Here is an 18,101-nt window from a genome sequence, read left to right as displayed (position 1 = left end):
TGAACATCTAACTTAACGTGGCTGATTTCAAGTCGCCATATATATTAAAAATGAGGTTTTGCTGATGAACTCAATTCTCGGCACGGCTGACTATTACCTAATTTTGGCTAATAGCAGCAATTTATCACGGGAACAACTGACAGCAATTTTAGTTGCACAGCCGCAAATAGGTTATTTGGTCGTTGATAAAAGTGAGCTTAATGAGGTGATTGAAGCTTCAGCAAAATCGAATGGTTGGGAACTTTTAGCGGTGGATGCTAAGTGGCAATACAAGATGCGTCGCTACTTAAATGAAACGGGTTTTACTCCTAGTGAATATCAAGCCAAGTTAATGGCGATATTCGTTTCAAGTGATATTCAAGCACCTTGGCCAGTTGAGCGCATGAGTTTTGAAAATACTGAAGTGATGATTGTGTCATTTCACAAAAAGAAAAAACAGCCAAAACCAACCAAAAAATTGATTCTTTGCCATCAGCAACCATGTAGTTGCAGTACCTCACACGAACAACACAGTGAGCGAATTATCAAGCTAGCCAAACAAAACCATGTTCAAGTGATTAAAAGTAATTGTTTGGGGTATTGCTCTGCCATGGCAAGTGCATTGTGTGTTGAGGCTGGGAAGGCAGGAGTATATACCACTGATATTTATCTTAAATCCAATGAGCAACTACAACAGTATTTTCAAGGAGCTCATTAGCATGAAGGTTAAGGTTTTTACATTGGTACCTGTAAGCCTGCTGTTAGCTGTAAGTTTATTGTTAGCTGAACAAGCGAATGCGACGCCTTGCTATGTTCCAGTTATCCCTTCGAATAAGCTTGAAAATGTCATCAGCATTAACCAATTTGCAACCGAGAATATGTTACGCCTTGGCTTGCATGAAAAGTTAATTGCCACAGCCTATCCCGACGATGAAGTCGATCCTTCTCTTGTGCATTTATTGGAGGGGATCCCGCAATTATCTGAAAAGTGGCCAACTCACGAGCAGCTAATGCTATTGCAGCCAGATTTGCTGTATTTAGGGTTTCCTGCAGGATTTCAAATCGGCAGCATGGGCTCGCAAGAGCAATGGCAAGATTGGGGCGTATCGACATTGGTTAGCGCCTCTTATTGCCCGCTAAAAAATCGTCAACTGCAATGGGATGATATTTGGCAAGATACCTTTGAATTGGCTCGACTATTTGAGGTTACCTCACGAGCTAAGCAACTTAAAACACTGGCAACGGCGCAGTTACCGAGTACCACCTCAACGCAAAGCTGGCGGGTATTGCATTTCGACGGCGGTGGTGAAACGGCCAGAGTTTCAGGCGGTTTTGGCGCCGTAGATTTAATGATACGTCTGGCTGGAGCACAAAATGTAGCTTCAGAAATGCAACAGCGCTGGGGCACTTGGAATTGGGAAACCGTGGTTTATGCCAATCCTGAGGTGATCAGTATTGCCGCTTCAAACTTTAGTGACCCCAACAAACTCATCGACTATTTGACTAGTCACCCCCTTTTAAAGCACATCGATGCGGTAAAGCATCAACGATTTGTGGTGATGCCGTTTAGTGACACTGTGGCATCCCCTCGTCTTATTAATGGCATTAGTCATTTAAATCAACAATTAGTGAAGTTTTCACAATCAAGCAATCAGGGATCGTAAGCATGAAGTTTACCCAAATTAGTATCGCAATTGGCGCCTTATTCGTTTTGCCACAATTATCAGCAGAATCGATGGAAGTGCTCAATATTATTGGCGTACAAGAGCAAGCTCAAGCATTCGAACAAGAAAAAGTCGGCGTTGAGTTAGTTGTGATTGATCGCGATATGATTGAATTAGCAGGCACATCCGATCTTAATGCGATATTAAAACAAAGCGTACCAGGATTAACCGTTTTAGCTAAAAACGGCCGTTATGATTATGCTACGTATTCACTGCAAGGCAGTCGCTCAAAGGATATTTTATGGTTGATTGATGGAAACCGTATTAACAACCGTTTGTTCGGTGGTGGTTACTTAGATACGATCAGCACGGCCATGATTGAACGCATCGAAGTGCTCAAAGCAGGTCAATCTGTAATGTATGGTACATCTGCTTTAGCTGGGGTGATTAATATTGTTACTCGCAGCTATAAAGGCACAAATGAAGGTCAATTAAATGCGGGCATTGATACCATGGGTAGCACCCAGTTTAATGGCTATGTATCGACAAAAATTGCTGACACAGAAGTGACGGTTTTCGGCGCTAACGACCAATCTGATGGTTATCAGCCATATAATGATGAAGATATACATTGGACCACAACCGATACTGAACGCGGCTATGATGTGCAAAACCTAGGTGTGAAACTGGCACAAACCTTTGGTGACACTCGTGTGCAATTGATGGCGCAATATAACTTAGCTGATTTAGATTACTTACGTCCTTATCATAACGTGCAAACCCAGAATAAGCGCGAGCAAACATTAGTGACCCTGCAAGCTGAGCATGGCATCAATGATGATCATCAAGTGGAGTTTAAAGGCTATTACCATAAATGGGATACAGATTATTTCCGTTTATATCAATATGAAGATGGCAGCATTGATTTAGTTAATAAAGATGATCCTTGGGGATTTGAAGATTACGGTGCCAAAATGACTATGCACTCAAGTTTTGGGGAGCATAAGGTTAATTATGGTGTCGAGCAACAGCAGTATTCTGGTGAAGATGCCGTAATGAACTTTAAGTCAAATACAGAGCGTGTAACTGATGTGTTCGGCCAATATTTACCTCATATTGCTGCGTTACCAGATACGAAATTGTCCATAGGTGGTCGCTATACCAGTGTGCATGATGGCGAGTCAGGTACAGCGCTGGAATTAAGTGGACGTCATTTATTGAGTGACGCGTGGTCAATAAACTTAGCCGCAGGTACCTCGTTTAGCCTGCCTTCAGCTGAGCAACTGTATGCCAGCGATGATGACTCTGCTTACGGTAATCGTGACTTAAAGCCTGAAACTGGCACCAATATTAATGTGGGCGTTGAGTACAGTCATGATAAAGATCAAGTTGCTGTAAACTTGTTCTGGCGTGAAATATCTGACTTGATTGGTATTGAACAAGTCGATGGCGGCCAATACCAATATATTAACTTAAATGATGATGTGACGACTCAAGGTATCGACATTCTTTGGACTAGCTTGATTGCTCAAGACTGGACACTATCAACAGGGCTGACTTATAGCGACATTGAAGACAGTGATGGTCAGGAAGCACTAATGAATGTGCCAGATTTAGCGGCAAATGTTCGAGTTGATTATCAACCGCAAATGAGTAATTGGATGTTATGGATGTCGACTAACTATGTTGGAACGATGACCAGTTATGATGAAGAGTACGGTGAATATACGCTGGTGGACCTCGGTGCAAGTTATAAATTTGGCGATTCATTAGCACAAACAATCAATTTAAAAATTGAGAATGCGTTTGACGATGATGCACAAACAGGCTTGTTTAATCCCGGAAGCACGGCTCCAGAGAACTTTTATGATGGTCCTATTGCGACTTTAGGCACTCCTAGAAATGTGCAATTAACCTATTCATATAACTTTTAGCACTGTTTTCGTTAATTGAGTTCTTATCTATGCATGCTGTGTCTTTGCAAGTTAGATATAGCATGGATAGTAAATATTATTAATAGTTGGCGACTATCACATCGAGTTTTTATCAGTGGGATTGCTCTCATTTTACTATAACCAGAAGATCTTCTGTGAGAATTGACAGTGAATCACTTGATAGCTGCAATATAGAATTGAAGAATGCCATAAAATATAAAACGTCATTTTGCCTTTGAGTATGGGGCTGCAGGAGTGATATGTATCTCGAGTTTTTCTATATCGCCGGTGTAATTAGCGTAGCGTTAATTGCTGATAAGGCTTTTGGTGAAGTTAACCGTTTTCATCCGTTAGTAGGTTTAGGAAAGTATGTTAATTGGGTCAAAAAAACATGCTGGAAAGCGTCAAAAGTTCGCGGGTTATTGGCGTTAATTGTTGCCTTTTTACCGTTAATCCCACTGTTATTGATTCCACGTTACTTTTTACTTGATGCGATCATATTGTATTTTGTGATCGGTGCTAGAAGTTTGTCTGAGCATGGTAATGCAGTAGGTGATGCGTTAATTGAAACAGACTTACCGCTGGCAAGAGAAAGGGTAAGCATGATAGTCAGCAGAAAAACCGCTAATTTAACCGAGCAAGAAGTGGTGAATGCCACTTTAGAGTCTGTGTTAGAAAATGGTAATGATGCGTTATTTGGTGCTTTATTTTGGTTTGCCGTTGCGGGTATTCCTGGGGCGATTATTTATCGATTTGCCAATACCCTAGATGCGATGTGGGGTTACAAAAATAACACCTTTAAAGAGTTTGGCTGGGCTGCGGCGAAGTTTGATGACTTATTGAATTATATTCCTGCCAGGATTTGCGCGATATTTTATGCAATGGGAGGTCAGTTTTCTTTGGCTATACAGAGTTGGAAAAAACAAGCACACAAATGCGCTAGTCCAAATGGCGGTGTGGTGATGTCGGCAGGGGCTGGTAGCTTGAATATTCAAATGGGCGGCGCTGCTGAATATGAAGGTTACAAGTGTGATAAACCCATTTTAGGGACCGGAAAACCTGCGACTGCACAGGATATTCACCGAGCATGTCGGCTTGTTTGGCTAAGCGGTATTTATTGGGTGTTATTTTTACTTTTGATAGGGCTGATGATGGGAACGTTGGAGCATCTTAAATGACGTTATTACACCATGGCGGCAAACTTAATAGAATTGCCAGCAAATATAGCATTCCAAAGTCAGAGTGGGTTGATTTATCTACAGGGGTCAGTCCGTGGACATACCCGATACCTGAAATCCCTTTGTCAGTTTGGAACAGGTTACCTGAAGAGGATGGACTAGAAGAGTCTGCTGCTCATTATTATGGTGGTATTAGCCCCTTAGCTGTTGCAGGCTCTCAAGCGGCAATTCAGTTACTTCCTGATGTGATAAGCCATATAAGAGGGCAAAAAGGCCGTATATTATTACCAAATATCGGCTATAAAGAGCATGAAAAATCATGGAGAGATTGTGGCTGGGAGTTAGATTTCTATGAAAGCCGCACCATTGATAGTCAAACGGGTAAACCGATTTCTGATCCTTTCCCATCTTCCAAGCAAGTAGAGCAGTGTGATGTGTTATTGGTTATCAATCCGAATAATCCCTCCTCTATCGAAGTGCCAGTCGCGTTGCTAAAAAAGTGGCGTGCAATAGTGTCTGCAAAACAGGGGTATTTAATTATCGATGAGGCATTTATGGATGTCGATAATGCCAAATCAATCGATAAACACAATATGGATAACTTGGTTGTGTTGCGCTCAATCGGCAAGTTTTTTGGTTTAGCTGGAATACGAGTAGGGTTTGTTTTTGCGCCTGAAAGAGTGAAACAAATCTTGCAAAACAAGCTAGGGCCTTGGACGGTTAATGGCCCTGCGAGATATATTTGTAAAAAAGCATTTTCGGATATTGATTGGCAGCAAAAGCAGATAACACGCTTAGAACAAGCCAGCCTGCGAATGCGGCAATTGCTCACAAGCCTCAATGTCCCAGTTACTGGAACAGCATTATTTCAATGTGCTTATTTTAACAATGCCCAACAATGGTTTGATTTGTTATGTCAGCACGGTGTGCTGGTGAGATTAACGGATGAAGGTGATGCTTTACGATTCGGCTTACCTAAAAACGAACTGCAATGGTCGAAGTTAATATATGTTCTCAATAGCATTCAGGCTGATATGTCTCAAAGCAATGAATCGTTTTCAACTCCCGTATTTGAACCCGCCATCTAGTGTCATTAACCGAAAGTAGTGTTTAGTATGAAAGTATTTTTTTGTCGCCATGGAGAAACTGAGTGGAATGTACAAGGCAGGTTGCAAGGGCATTTAGACAGTGCACTGAGTGAAACTGGAGTTCAGCAAGCCTGCAAACTTGGAATTGAATTACTTTCTGTTGGAGCCGAGCTCATTATTAGCAGCGATTTAGGCCGTGCAGAAGCAACTGCGCAATGGGCTAATAAGCAATTAAACTTACCCATTCAAATGTCTAGCCTGTTAAGAGAGCGCAGTTTTGGGGTGTTGGAGGGGATTTTAAGGTGTGAATCTAATCCACTTTGGCAAGCTTATGATAGACGATTTCACGGGGATGATATGGACATTGAAGGGGCTGAGACGACTTTGAATGCCTTGGATAGAATTAAGCTTTTTCTAGAACATATCACTGAGCTAGGATTAGAAAGTGTGATTGTTATATGTCACGGAGAGTGGTTGAGAATATTACAAAACTACTTAAATGGCGCCACTCCTTGGTCTGAGAGTTATTCTGTTCCAGCAAACTGTGGCATCGTAAAGGTGAGTATATAGTTGAGGTGGATATATAGTGTATAGATGATTTCATCTCACTGTTATTGAGTAAATGATTACTCAGGCTGTTTAACCTAATGAGCTAAAAGTTTGCTCTTTAGCCTGTATTTATAACCTCTAGGTTGCGAGTTCGATTCTTGCTACCCTTGCCAAATTCAGAAGAGACGAGCAATAGCTCGGTTTTTGTATCCATAAATTAGGGGTGCCTTAAATTGTCCGCTATATGGTTGAACTGTTGTGATTTTTTATAGAGTTAAATGGAGTCATCGATAGTTAAAAATCAAAACTATATTTAGCTTTGCTTAGAAGAGTGTAAAATACTGTGACTTTCTTTAATAAGGTGCAGTATGCAATTTATCTCAATCGACAAGCCACAATATCGTAAACGACTTAACGTATTGCTAATTAGTTTGGTGGCCAGTTTAACCATACTCTCACTCGCTTTTGGTGGCCTTCTTATTGAATTTTTTGGCAGTGATACAGTTATTAAAGGTGAGTCCACTGGCCATTTTCATCTTAACCTCATCGGTGTCTTTTTAGCTGTTGTAAGCTGCAGTTTAGTGATGAATGCGATTAAAACTAAGCCGTACATGAAAGAGATTTATTGGGTTTGGCAAGTTAAACAATTGCAAAACCGTATTTATCGTAAGTTAAACAAAGTGATTGCTGCAGCGAGTGAGAATGACGTTAAAGCATTAACGATTCTACTTTATTACTACCACAGCCAGAAAAAGATATATGAGTTAGACAACAATACGTTGACGATGGGGAAAGTAGACAGTGATATCAGTAGAACTGAAACGCAAATTGCCAGTTTAAATCTAGTGATTACCCTTGATGACTTTTCCAGTTCTTTAATTGACGAAATACAGTGAGATAACTCAATTAAAAAGCCGTTTATCAGTTAATTGATAAACGGTTTTTTTGTATCATTTTTATATAAAAAGTAATGATGTATTTTTATAATACAACTAGCTCAACACGAATATTACCGCGAGTTGCATTTGAGTATGGGCAAACTTGATGTGCTTTTTCTACCAGAGCTTCAACTTCTGTTTTAGACATACCAGGTAGAGTGATCCGCAATTCAACATCAATTGCAAAGCCAACTCCAGCGGTGTTCCCCCCAATTCCTACTGTCGCTTCAACTGAAAGATCAGAGCTTAGTATTTTCTTATCTTGTCCTGCAACAAACTTCATAGCACCAATAAAACAAGCTGAATATCCTGCAGCAAACAATTGTTCTGGGTTGGTACCTTCACCACCTGCGCCGCCAAGCTCTTTTGGGGTACTTAAATTAACTGAAAGCTTGTTGTCTGACGATACTGATTTACCATCACGTCCGCCTGTTGTAGTTGCTGTAGCTGAATAAATGATATCCATTGAAAACTCCTAATCGTCATTAATATGAATTGAAAATGAGTGACTCAATAAGAAATCGCACTTTATTCACTCAATGATGAATACAATACGCCTAAATTAAGTTGTGCGCAATTTAATTTAATTTGATTTGATAAATTGTTTTTCTTAATCAATAAAAACAGTTGCTTATGTAAGGAATGGTTAAGTACTCAAAAATGAACAAAAAGACGGAGTAAATCGTACAATAACTTATCCATTTGGGCGGTCTTATTAAAGTTTCAATCATCGGTTTGAAACTTTTTTATAAAAATGTGGTCGTATATTGAACAGTACAAGGAATGGCTTATAGCGATAAAATCTAGAAAGTAGTTCTTTTTATTAGAGTTTTAAATTGTTTAGTGCAGGGCGAAATTGTACACGTTAAATCCGCGTGTTACAATTGTTGCGAAATATAACAATTGAGTATCAAGGGTAGAGAATGAATACCAACTTAACAAAAGAAGAGTTAGCTTGTTTTAGCGAATTATTCGCTAAGAAGCCTTCTGCTGTTAAGTCTTCGCCGGAGAGCAGCTCGGAAACAGTTTCAGTGACGACTGAAATACCGTCGACTTTGGCTAGTCTACTCGGTAAGACCCAGTTAACCTTACTTGCTGAAATCAGTCACTACCGTTTGTGGTTTCCATTAAATATAGCCATGGATGAACTTGGCCAATTTACGCCTAAGTTAGGTATTCCTGAGGTGGTTGATACCCGTGGAGCTGAGCGCAGTTGGCGAATGAAAGAATTAGATGATGTCAGAATTATTGATTTCGATACCAATCTTGCAATTGAAGTTTTATCGCTTTCAAGTACTGGTTTAACTCTTTATGCACCAAACATTTCTGCTAATAATCATTCGCGACGAGCCAAGTTGATTTTAACCAAAGAGATAAACTTTGAGATTGAATATCAAATTGTACGGTCTGAAAATGGTGTGATAGCCGCTACGATTGTAGTCAGCGATGAGTCTCGAGAAACCCTAAGGCAGTTTTTATTTTCTATGCATAAAGCCCAGCATTCATATTTATATGAACATGAAATGAATGCTAACGATACAAATGCAAGTAACGTGCTGAAATTAAAGTCGGATTAAAACCAATCTAACCTATCAAAAAATCAGCTTTTAAAATTTGCGTTAACGCCCGAGAAAACTCCTTATCTGCTTTTGCTTGAACCAATAAACATAGCTCATCCCCGACTGGAGTAAAACGGTAATAACTGAATAATAAGCTATTACTTTTAGGGGTTAGTTTAATTTGAGAATCAGTCATACTCAGTAAAATTGAAGCATTTTTATCCAATAATCCAGTTTCAAATTCACTGCTATGTAAAATACCCGCATCCATTAACGTCAATATGCTTGAGTATGGGAGCCCGAATTTTGAAAGGCCGACATTAACGTTGGAGGTTTTTCTAAAATATTGCTGTAACCCACCCTGAATACGGTAACCATTTAACAGTTTATATCGGGTTTCGGAATTGAGTTTTACAGACATACCTAATGCTTTTTCAAGTACTTGTGCTTCCCGTTGGGTTAGCTGTTTTAAAATGGCTAATGTTCTGAGGCTAAACTTACCTGGTTTTACAATTTCACTAGCGAGAATCCGTGCCCATAAGTCCTGCATTCTGCGGGAACTGATTTGTTCAGCCATTTGAAAAAACTGGTAACTCCAATCTGGATCAAGGTCTTCTCCAGTGACGTCAGAAGGGGTGTAATTTAAGGCTAACGAAAAAATAGTTTCCAAATTAAGCTGATGTAAAATTTGGCTTTTTTGTAATCTAAACTGCGCGCGTTCGCCAATAGAGGCTTGAGAGGGTCGATAATCATCTTCACTGGCTAACCCGAGCATTTTGCCCAAAAGTAGTGCTTTTTTTCGGGCAGACATACTGGTATTGGCAGTATTTTCTGTTTGATTAGGATGGTTATCTGTCATTGTTATTCTCTTAGGCTTAACGCATTGTCCACATTACATCGTATCACTATTTATTTTAGCTGATTTACCCCAGTTTGTTTCGTGCCCAGGTTCAGGTTTTGAGGGGATATTTAACGAAAGCACTAATGAACATAAGGCAAATAGCACACCTATCATAAATACCCATTGGGGAGAGCTTAACCACAAGAGACCCAGTAGAGCAGGAATGATGACTGCGGCAATATGATTGATGGTAAAGCTGACTGACATGCTTGCGGCAATATCTTTCGGGTCAGCAATTTTCTGAAAATAGGTCTTCATAGCAATGGCCATTGCAAACAGTAAATGGTCAATAACGTAAAGAGCTGCAGCGACTTCAGCGTGTTCAACCACCGCGTAACTGGCAAAGACAATGATTAATCCTACGTACTCAATCACTAGGGCATTTCGCTCGCCAATACGGCCAATAAAGCGACCAATCGCAGGCGCAAAAAACAAGTTAACCACATAGTTAATTAAGAATAGGGCAGTGATTTCCGAAACTGAATAGCCAAATTTTTCGACCATCATGAAACCTGCGAACACCATAAAAATCTGTCGTCTAGCGCCAGACAAAAACGTTAAAGCATAGTAAAGCCAGTAACGCTTTCTGAAGATAAGCTTTTTGTGTTGCGGTTCAGCGATTTCAAACCTGGGGTAGTAGACGGCCATAATCAATACAGCGACTAATCCTAACGAGCCAATAATGGCGTACATCCAAACATAGTCGAGTTTAAGCCAGCTCATGATAAGCCAGATACTGCCATAGCCCATCAGTGCAGCAGCTGATCGCCATGCTAAGGCTTTACCTAAAAATCCTGCGGTATCCTTTTTATCTACCCACTGTAAAGTCAGCGATTGATTGATGGTTTCGAAGTAATGAAATCCAATCGACATCAATACTGTTGTTAAATATAACCCCAAAACACTGGGAAAAAAACCTGTTATAGCAATGCCGATAGATAAAACGGCCAATGAGATTAAGGCAAAGGATTGCTCACGTATAAGGAGTAATACAAATATTGCTGTGAATGCTAAAAAGCCTGGTACTTCACGCAAGCTTTGCAGCATACCTATTTCAGCACCACTAAAAGCCGCTCTTTCAATCACAAAATTATTCAGTAGCGCCTGCCATACCGCAAAAACCATCGACATAACGAAAGTCATCCACAATAAAAGCTGCTGAGGATTTTTGCTGGAACTAACTGACATAAGGCACTTTTCCTGATTTTAACTCAATAGACATATGGTTACATAAATTGCATTTATACGCTAAGTGTAAATTAAATGTAAATGAGGTTGTAAAAATAAATGTAAATTTTAATGCAAATGATTATTATTTGATATAATGTGTCGCCGTATTAACAAAGCGCGCAATTATGGTGGAGAATGAGATGAGCAAAAAGTTAACGCTGTTGGCAGTATCTATAGCGAGTGTGATTGGTTTGGGTGCGACGAATACAGCATATGCAGCTGTTTCTGCAGATGATTTAGCAAAAGCAATTGCTAAGCAAGAAGCTGAAATCGCATCATTAAAAGAGCAATTACAACAACTAGCTCAGCAGCAGTCTCTTCAACATGACTCTCAAAAACAGATTGAAGTTGCTCAACATGAACAACAAGTCGCAGTTAAAGAAGTGACAGAAACTGTTACGGCTTCACAGGATCGTTTAAGTAAGTTCTCATTCAAATCATACGGGAGCGCGAACTACACCAGTGATGAATATTTCGATAATGTACAAGACACTTCGCCAGAAAGAAGAAGTCGTTTCGATTTAGAGCGCATTGTTACCGAGTTTGGCTACCAGTTCACAGATGAGTGGAGCATGGAAGTTGAGATTGAGTATGAGCATGGCGGAACGGGCGCAGCTCTAGAATACGATGGCTTTGATGAATTTGGTGAGTTTGAATCTGAAATAGAAGCTGGCGGCGAAGTTGTTGTCGAAAAAGCGGAAATTAGATATCGCCCTAGTGAAGCCTTTGGCGTTAAGTTCGGTAATATTCACTTGCCAATCGGCCTAACGAGCACGTTACACAAACCAAACCAATATCTCACTGTACTCCGTCACAAAAGTGAAGCAGCCATGATTCCGGCTGTGTGGAACGAGAATGGTATTGGTGTTTACGGTGAAATCTCTGATTTTCATTATCAAGCCCAGATTGTCAGCGGCTTAAACTCTGAATACTTTCGAACTTATGATTGGGTTGCATCAGGACATCAAACCCGGTTTGAGCATGTTAACGCTGACGACTTAGCGTTTGCTGGGCGTATCGATTACGGCAACTTTAAAACTGGTAGTGCTATTGGCGTGTCTTACTATTACGGCAATACCTCAGGCAATCGTAACAAAAGCAACAAGCTAAATGTTGACGGAACGCTGAGCATAGTGACAGCTGCAGCTGCATTTGTTGAGGGGCCTTGGGTGCTACGTGGTCAATACATGTATGGCACCTTAAGTGACTCTGATGCAATTACATTAGCGAATAAAACCACTCCAGGTTTACAGCCAGGTAACTTCGCGCAATTGGGCTCTAAATCGCAATCTTTCTTTGTTGAAGCAGGCTTTAAGCTTGATGACTACTTAGATATTCCTATGACTGTATTTGCCAATATAGATTATTCAAATCCACTAATGGAAGTGGAAAGTGGTACTGCGACTAAGCGTTATGAAAATACGTGGAGCAGTATCGGAGTTAACTACTTCCCAATTCCTGAAATTGTCATTAAAGCAGAAGGCGGACTACAGCAAGTCGCAGTTGCCAGCATTCCTGACACTAACTTCTTTGCTTTAGGCGTGGGTTATCAATTCTCGCTGTAATGGTTGACAGCGAATTATCTAATTTTGAAATGAAAGTGCTGAATTAAATCAGCAAATAATATCGATTAAATGGAGTTTTACATGAATTTTAAGTATACAGCGATAGCATTAACGTTAGTGGGTACCTTAGCAGCTTGTGGTGGTTCAGGTTCTGATTCTGATGATTCGAACACAGTTGATCCGGTAGTACCTGAAACAGGCTTTACTTTCGCTGCAACTGAAATGATAACTAACTTAACTGACGATGTGATTGTTGCCGGTTACGCTGATTTAGCCGCTCAAGGTGATGCATTATTACTGGCAACCCAAAAGCTATTAAATTCAACTTCGCAAGCTGATTTAGTTGCCGCACAAGAAGCGTGGAAAGATGCACGTAAACCTTGGGAACAAGGTGAGTCGCACATTTTTGGCCCTGTTGATTCATTAAGTATTGATCCGCATTTAGATAGCTGGCCGCTAAATACTACGGACCTACAAACTCAGTTAGACAGCAACACAGGCTTTGATGCTGAAACCATTAAAAGCTGGAATGATGACGTGCAAGGTTTCCACACCATCGAATATTTACTATTTGGTGACGGCGTAGCTGATAACACTAAATTAATTACTGAGTTAACCACTGCTGAGCGAGAATACGTCATCGCTCTTGCAGAAGTTTTCCGTGACTATGCGGTTCAACTTGATGATGCATGGCAAGTTTCTCATAACCCACAAGATACTAATGCATTGCCATATGCTGATTTATTAAAAACACCTGGCAGTGATAACAACACTATTTACTCATCAGAACTTGCTGTAATTGAAGAATTAATCAATGGCATGATAGGAATTGTAGATGAAGTGGGTAACGGTAAAATTGCTGATCCTTTCGGTGATTCACTTGCAAACGCTGACACTTCAAAAGTGGAGTCACAATACTCTTGGAACTCGTTGACTGATTTTGCTGACAACATTCAAGGTGTGCGCAATGTATACCATGGTGAGTTTACTGGTAGTGCAGACAAGCAAGGTATTATCGATTTCGTAGCAGCTGCTGACAGCACACTTTCAGTACGTATTTCTAGCGAAATTGATGATGCTATCTTGAAAATTCAAGCTATTGCAGGCAGCGACGATATGCCATTTCGTCAAGCTATTCTTGATGAAGCGGGTCGTACTCGTGTTGAAACAGCTGTAACAGCACTTACTACTTTACAAACCTCATTAGAGTCAGATGTTATCCCACTTTTATCTGAGTGGAACGCTCAGTAAATCGGGTTAGATAACAGTAGCTCTACCATCACACTTAGGTGAGGTAGAGCTATTTATTGACATTGATGAAGCCCGCCATAAAGAGCAAGGCAAATCAATTTAGCTATTTACTATTTTTAGCTGTAACGCTAATTCGGCAGTAATTCTAAGTCGTCAGTAATACTAAGTCGCCAGTAATTCTAAGTCGGCAGTAATGCTGAAACGACGGTAATACTGATATTAGCAACGCTGATTGTGATACAAGAGTGTAAAGAGATGAACAAGAATCCTAAAAGCGTAAAGCCTTCTAAATCCCATCGTTATCATAAAAACGTAGTGCTGACATCCGTTGTGAGTGCCTTACTTTTATCAGCTTGTGGCGGCAGTGGTGATGATGAAACGCCAACCATAACAGAGCCTCCAGTTGTTATTTATCCTGATTTTACCGATATTACTGCCAGTGGCGGTGATACCACAACCTATGATGCAGGCAATTCTGGTCATGGCTTCTCAACGCCTTCCCCCAATTTAACGGACGCTGATTTAGCATTGCACCTTGAAGGTGATGCCAATTTTGAAATCTCGTTTACTACCGCGCCTAATATTGAGCACCCTGAATTGGATGGCTTAGGCCCAGTATTTAATAATGCAGATTGTAATTCTTGTCATCAGCGTGATGGTCGTAACTCAACACCATTTTTAGCAGCTGATGCAACACGAGTTAAGTTAGGCTCTGATGCGGGGATCTTCTTGCGGATCAGTAAAGCAGCAGAAGAGTGTGTCACACCGACTGTTGACAATAACTATTGTGCGCCCATTGCCGTACCAGATTTTGGCGGCCAGTTATTCCATCGTGGTGTACTTAAAGCTCGTGCAGATTGGCAAGATAATGCTTTTGGTGGTCAAGCCGATGTATATCTTTCCTATGAGCGCAATACTGTCACCTATGCAGATGGCACCAGTGTTGAGCTGAAAAAGCCGATTTTTGAAGTCGAAAACCCATATGATGCACCAGGTGAAACTAAGCAAAGTGCTAATGTCACCTCTAACTTACTGCAAGATGATGTGTTAATGGGTTGGCGTAATGGCATGCCAGTATTTGGTTTAGGTTTACTTGAAGCTATCCCAGAAGCGGACATCTTGGCATTAGCCGATGCCGATGATGCAAATGGTGACGAGATTTCAGGTCGTCCGAACTGGGTGTTTGATGCCATTAAGGCGCGTAACGGTGATGAAACCCCAGTATCACTTGGCCGTTTTGGGTGGAAAGCGAATACGCCAAGTGTCAGAGTGCAATCTTTAGGTGCACTTAGAGGTGATATTGGTATTACAAACCCGTTATTTCCTGATGAAAGTGTTGTTGGCACCAGCTTGCATGACTCTTACTTAACCCGTACTGGTTTTGTTGATACCGGTAGTGACGAAAATGGAGAGCCTGAAGCTGATCAGGCTTTTAGTGATGCGGTGGTGTTTTATGCCGAAACTTTAGCCGTGCCAGCAAGACGTAATGTCGATGATAGTGATGTACGTGAAGGTGCGCGCTTATTTGCTCAAGTTAATTGTACTGGCTGTCATACTCCAAGCTTTACTACTAAAACTGTAGGTGATATTGGTGGTATTGAGATAATTGATTCACTCAAGGGGCAAGTTATATATCCATTCACCGATATGCTATTGCATGACATGGGGGATGACTTAGCCGATGGTCGCCCTGACTTTTTAGCGAATGGTAATGAGTGGCGTACTCGTCCTTTATGGGGATTAGGCTTAACGCAAACAGTTAATCCGCAAGCAGGTTTTTTACATGATGGCCGCGCTGCAAGTGTTGAAGAAGCTATTTTATGGCATGGTGGTGAAGCTAAAAACAGTAAAGATGCCTTTATGGCTTTAACTAAAGCAGAACGAGATCAGTTAGTGTCTTTCCTAATGTCGCTATAATGCATTCGTCGTATTAGTTGCTTTAACACCTTATTTATAGTGTCAAAATCAGCAATTTTAAATTGCTGATTAACAAAAACGAAGTGGATAACTCATCAGGGTTATCCACTTTTTTGTGAGCAACTCAAAAGTCTTAACTATTAATAGTCGTTGTTGCTAATTTGCCGTGATCTGGTCCATGTAATTATATTTCGCTTTCTATTAAGATTAGATGTAATAGCATGGTTGAATAAAATCTTACTGAGTGTTTCAAGGTTTAAATAATCGTATTAGCTTTTTTATTATCATCGAGGTGCACGTGAGTAACATTTTAATTATCTATTCAACTGTCCACGGTCAAACCCGTAAGATTTGCGATTACATGGGAGAGAAGCTTACAGCAGCTGGTGAAACCGTCACGTTAGCGCCGCTGCAAGATAAACCAGATATCAGTGATTTTGATAAAGTGTTCATTGGTGCCAGTATTCGTCATGGTAAACATCGCCCTGAGCTTTATCAGTTTGTTGCTGAGAACAAAGAGGTGCTTGATAGCAAAGCGAATGGTTTCTTTTCAGTGAGTTTAGTAGCAAGAAAGCCAGGTAAAAATACCCCAGATACTAATATGTATATGCAGGCATTTTTAAAACAAAGTGAATGGCAACCAAAGGTACTAGAAGTATTTGGCGGTAACTTAGATTATCAATACTATGGGCCAATGGATCGCAATATCATCCGCTTTATCATGTGGATCACTAAAGGTCCAACGGATCCAAATACCAAAGTGGAATACACTGATTGGACGAAAGTAGATAACTACGTCGCTCAAATTCAGTCAGCGTAAATAAGTTTAAAGCCAACAATTAACTTGTTGGCTTTATTGATTTTATGACCCAATTTCGTTTTCCTAACACGCTGAACATAAAGTAAGGAGCATTATGAGCCAGAGTTCATCCAAGTTAATTCAGCTGATATCAGAGAAACTTCATGTCATTGTCGTGGCCTTGAGTGTGTTTCTTGTAGTGACTAGTCCATGGATATTAATTGGTAGTCGTTTACGTGCTAAAGCCAGTATTTGGGACAGTTTGCACGTTTATATAGGCTTGATAGCGGCAGTATTTGGCTTATTGTTTTTACTGAAAAACTTACTCAATGGTCATTGGCGGCAATTCTTTCCCTGGCTCAAATTAGACTTTTCACAATGTATTGATGAAGTAAAACAATTAAAGCAGGGTAAGTTACCGAGTTCTGGCGGTAAGGGCATTTTCAGTATTGTTGAAGGAATAGGCCTGATTTTGATGGCGCTAGTGAGTATTACTGGTATTGCTTGGTTTATTGTTCAAGGAACCAGTGATGCATTGATGTGGCGTAAGTACCACATTATGTTCGCTCAAGGTTTTGTTGGCTTTTTAATGATTCACATCGTGTTTGCTGCATTTCATATTATCGATATGGTTCGAAACTCTTAACTTACTAAGATGGTTAAAGTTGTAATATCAGCAAGAAACAAAAAGCCCGACTTTATTTTAATAAAGTCGGGCTTTTTAATGTCCTAATCAGCGCTTCAATTTATATTAGAAGCTTGTGACATCATAAATTACTTCTTTTCTAACGCTAAGTAATTCATAACATCAATCAAGTCACCTAAGGTGCGCATTTCGTTCATGTTGATTGCATACTTATCGTTAACGATAAATGTTGGAACGCTTTGTACGCGGAACATCACTTGCTGTTGACGCCATAGTGCTAGCTTCGCATCAGTTGCTTCGCTGTCTGCAATTTTGTCATAAGTTTCAGCATCAACGCCGTTTGCTGCAAATACTTTTTTGATGTCGTCACGGTTGTTGATTTCTGGCTCGTCATGGCTGTGGCCTGGAGCGCTATGATCGTGATGACCGCCTTCACCTTGAATAGCTTGGAACATTGCTGCGTTTAATGCTTTTTCATTACCCACTTCATGAATAACAGCTAATGCGCGCATCACTTCAGTACCAATTTCGCTGTTCATAAAGTCAACGTGCTTAGTTTCAAAGCCAATCTCTTTGTTCAAGTTGCCTTTAATTTCAGGCAGGTACTTGGTTTCCATGTTGTAACAGTTATGACAGTAAAAAGAGAAGTACTCAGAAATCTTAGGTTCGCTAGATGCTGGGCCATCAGAAATTTGAGTGTAATGCTGGCCTTCAACAAATTTAGATGGAATAACAGCAGCTGTTTCAACCGTTTTTTCAGGAGTGACTTCAACAGCTTTTTCAGCAGTGACTTCAGCAGGTTTACCACAGCCAGTAAGAGCCATTGTGAATGCCGCAAGTGCCATAGTGAATGCAATAGGTTTAATCTTAATCATTTCAGCCTCAATAAAAGTGTCGCGTTAC

17 protein-coding genes are annotated in these 18,101 nt (G+C 40.4%); 13 read left to right on the top strand and 4 right to left on the bottom strand.

Going from position 1 to position 18,101, the window contains the following annotated elements; all coding sequences use genetic code 11:
* Positions 1–64 precede the first annotated feature (64 nt).
* From K5Q58_RS01870 to K5Q58_RS01840, 7 genes are all read left to right on the top strand, one after another.
* Positions 65–697 carry a hypothetical protein gene (locus K5Q58_RS01870; RefSeq protein WP_220751985.1) on the top strand — a complete coding sequence of 211 codons (633 nt, stop codon included), beginning with the start codon at positions 65–67 and terminating at the stop codon, positions 695–697.
* Position 698: 1 nt separating this feature from the next.
* Entirely contained in the window at positions 699–1,643 is a 945-nt protein-coding gene (locus K5Q58_RS01865) for an ABC transporter substrate-binding protein (RefSeq protein WP_220751984.1), read from the top strand.
* A 2-nt stretch (positions 1,644–1,645) separates the two neighbouring features.
* Positions 1,646–3,577: a TonB-dependent siderophore receptor gene (locus K5Q58_RS01860; protein WP_220751982.1), complete on the top strand. Its 1,932-nt coding sequence runs from the start codon at positions 1,646–1,648 to the stop codon at positions 3,575–3,577.
* Between the two features lie 260 nt (positions 3,578–3,837).
* Complete coding sequence (gene cbiB / locus K5Q58_RS01855; RefSeq protein WP_220751980.1) at positions 3,838–4,755, top strand: adenosylcobinamide-phosphate synthase CbiB; 918 nt, start codon at positions 3,838–3,840, stop codon at positions 4,753–4,755.
* The gene (cobD, locus tag K5Q58_RS01850; RefSeq protein ID WP_220751978.1) at positions 4,752–5,843 is read left to right on the top strand and encodes a threonine-phosphate decarboxylase CobD; all 1,092 of its coding nucleotides are present in this window, start codon (positions 4,752–4,754) and stop codon (positions 5,841–5,843) included. The genes cbiB and cobD overlap by 4 nt, the downstream gene beginning before the upstream one ends.
* A 27-nt stretch (positions 5,844–5,870) precedes the next feature.
* A complete protein-coding gene (locus K5Q58_RS01845) occupies positions 5,871–6,413 on the top strand; it encodes a histidine phosphatase family protein (RefSeq protein ID WP_220751976.1) in 543 nt (180 codons plus the stop codon).
* Between the two features lie 347 nt (positions 6,414–6,760).
* Positions 6,761–7,288 (top strand): DUF3087 family protein, encoded by a 528-nt coding sequence (locus K5Q58_RS01840; RefSeq protein ID WP_220751974.1) that lies wholly within the window; start codon positions 6,761–6,763, stop codon positions 7,286–7,288.
* An 85-nt stretch (positions 7,289–7,373) separates the two neighbouring features.
* Here the strand turns inward: K5Q58_RS01840 and K5Q58_RS01835 are convergent, their stop codons facing one another.
* Positions 7,374–7,796 (bottom strand): organic hydroperoxide resistance protein, encoded by a 423-nt coding sequence (locus tag K5Q58_RS01835; RefSeq protein WP_220751972.1) that lies wholly within the window; start codon positions 7,794–7,796, stop codon positions 7,374–7,376.
* 457 nt (positions 7,797–8,253) lie between these two features.
* Here K5Q58_RS01835 and K5Q58_RS01830 point away from each other — a divergent pair, with 457 nt between their 5' ends.
* Positions 8,254–8,907, top strand: a complete 654-nt coding sequence (locus tag K5Q58_RS01830) for a hypothetical protein (RefSeq protein WP_220751970.1) — start codon at positions 8,254–8,256, stop codon at positions 8,905–8,907.
* A 7-nt stretch (positions 8,908–8,914) separates the two neighbouring features.
* On the opposite strand, the gene K5Q58_RS01825 is transcribed toward K5Q58_RS01830, so the two are convergent.
* Positions 8,915–9,748: a TIGR03899 family protein gene (locus K5Q58_RS01825; protein ID WP_220751968.1), complete on the bottom strand. Its 834-nt coding sequence runs from the start codon at positions 9,746–9,748 to the stop codon at positions 8,915–8,917.
* Between the two features lie 33 nt (positions 9,749–9,781).
* Positions 9,782–10,978, bottom strand: a complete 1,197-nt coding sequence (locus K5Q58_RS01820; protein ID WP_220751967.1) for an MFS transporter — start codon at positions 10,976–10,978, stop codon at positions 9,782–9,784.
* A gap of 182 nt (positions 10,979–11,160) precedes the next feature.
* Between K5Q58_RS01820 and K5Q58_RS01815 the strand changes: the two genes are divergently transcribed.
* From K5Q58_RS01815 to K5Q58_RS01795, 5 genes are all read left to right on the top strand, one after another.
* Entirely contained in the window at positions 11,161–12,585 is a 1,425-nt protein-coding gene (locus tag K5Q58_RS01815; protein ID WP_220751965.1) for an OprO/OprP family phosphate-selective porin, read from the top strand.
* Between the two features lie 81 nt (positions 12,586–12,666).
* On the top strand, positions 12,667–13,836 hold the full coding sequence (locus tag K5Q58_RS01810; RefSeq protein WP_220751963.1) for an imelysin family protein: 1,170 nt from the start codon (positions 12,667–12,669) through the stop codon (positions 13,834–13,836).
* A gap of 255 nt (positions 13,837–14,091) precedes the next feature.
* A complete protein-coding gene (locus K5Q58_RS01805; RefSeq protein WP_220751961.1) occupies positions 14,092–15,753 on the top strand; it encodes a di-heme oxidoredictase family protein in 1,662 nt (553 codons plus the stop codon).
* 298 nt (positions 15,754–16,051) lie between these two features.
* Positions 16,052–16,573, top strand: a complete 522-nt coding sequence (hemG, locus tag K5Q58_RS01800; RefSeq protein WP_220751959.1) for a menaquinone-dependent protoporphyrinogen IX dehydrogenase — start codon at positions 16,052–16,054, stop codon at positions 16,571–16,573.
* Between the two features lie 94 nt (positions 16,574–16,667).
* The gene (locus tag K5Q58_RS01795; RefSeq protein WP_220751957.1) at positions 16,668–17,198 is read left to right on the top strand and encodes a cytochrome b/b6 domain-containing protein; all 531 of its coding nucleotides are present in this window, start codon (positions 16,668–16,670) and stop codon (positions 17,196–17,198) included.
* A 128-nt stretch (positions 17,199–17,326) separates the two neighbouring features.
* Here K5Q58_RS01795 and K5Q58_RS01790 read toward each other — a convergent pair whose 3' ends face one another.
* The gene (locus K5Q58_RS01790; RefSeq protein ID WP_259651198.1) at positions 17,327–18,073 is read right to left on the bottom strand and encodes a thiol:disulfide interchange protein DsbA/DsbL; all 747 of its coding nucleotides are present in this window, start codon (positions 18,071–18,073) and stop codon (positions 17,327–17,329) included.
* Positions 18,074–18,101 lie beyond the last annotated feature (28 nt).

This window comes from Shewanella sp. KT0246, assembly GCF_019654955.1.
Taxonomy (GTDB): domain Bacteria; phylum Pseudomonadota; class Gammaproteobacteria; order Enterobacterales; family Shewanellaceae; genus Shewanella; species Shewanella goraebulensis.
The sequence above is the reverse complement of the archived record's forward strand: the minus strand, read 5'-3'. Positions and strand labels throughout refer to the sequence as shown.

Excerpts from the sequence above, each read along its gene's own strand:
- K5Q58_RS01870 (WP_220751985.1), top strand. The coding sequence starts at position 65 with ATGAACTCAATTCTCGGCACGGCTGACTATTACCTAATTTTGGCTAAT.
- K5Q58_RS01865 (WP_220751984.1), top strand. The coding sequence starts at position 699 with ATGAAGGTTAAGGTTTTTACATTGGTACCTGTAAGCCTGCTGTTAGCT.
- K5Q58_RS01860 (WP_220751982.1), top strand. The coding sequence starts at position 1,646 with ATGAAGTTTACCCAAATTAGTATCGCAATTGGCGCCTTATTCGTTTTG.
- cbiB (WP_220751980.1), top strand. The coding sequence starts at position 3,838 with ATGTATCTCGAGTTTTTCTATATCGCCGGTGTAATTAGCGTAGCGTTA.
- cobD (WP_220751978.1), top strand. The coding sequence starts at position 4,752 with ATGACGTTATTACACCATGGCGGCAAACTTAATAGAATTGCCAGCAAA.
- K5Q58_RS01845 (WP_220751976.1), top strand. The coding sequence starts at position 5,871 with ATGAAAGTATTTTTTTGTCGCCATGGAGAAACTGAGTGGAATGTACAA.
- K5Q58_RS01840 (WP_220751974.1), top strand. The coding sequence starts at position 6,761 with ATGCAATTTATCTCAATCGACAAGCCACAATATCGTAAACGACTTAAC.
- K5Q58_RS01835 (WP_220751972.1), bottom strand. The coding sequence starts at position 7,796 with ATGGATATCATTTATTCAGCTACAGCAACTACAACAGGCGGACGTGAT.
- K5Q58_RS01830 (WP_220751970.1), top strand. The coding sequence starts at position 8,254 with ATGAATACCAACTTAACAAAAGAAGAGTTAGCTTGTTTTAGCGAATTA.
- K5Q58_RS01825 (WP_220751968.1), bottom strand. The coding sequence starts at position 9,748 with ATGACAGATAACCATCCTAATCAAACAGAAAATACTGCCAATACCAGT.
- K5Q58_RS01820 (WP_220751967.1), bottom strand. The coding sequence starts at position 10,978 with ATGTCAGTTAGTTCCAGCAAAAATCCTCAGCAGCTTTTATTGTGGATG.
- K5Q58_RS01815 (WP_220751965.1), top strand. The coding sequence starts at position 11,161 with ATGAGCAAAAAGTTAACGCTGTTGGCAGTATCTATAGCGAGTGTGATT.
- K5Q58_RS01810 (WP_220751963.1), top strand. The coding sequence starts at position 12,667 with ATGAATTTTAAGTATACAGCGATAGCATTAACGTTAGTGGGTACCTTA.
- K5Q58_RS01805 (WP_220751961.1), top strand. The coding sequence starts at position 14,092 with ATGAACAAGAATCCTAAAAGCGTAAAGCCTTCTAAATCCCATCGTTAT.
- K5Q58_RS01795 (WP_220751957.1), top strand. The coding sequence starts at position 16,668 with ATGAGCCAGAGTTCATCCAAGTTAATTCAGCTGATATCAGAGAAACTT.
- K5Q58_RS01790 (WP_259651198.1), bottom strand. The coding sequence starts at position 18,073 with ATGATTAAGATTAAACCTATTGCATTCACTATGGCACTTGCGGCATTC.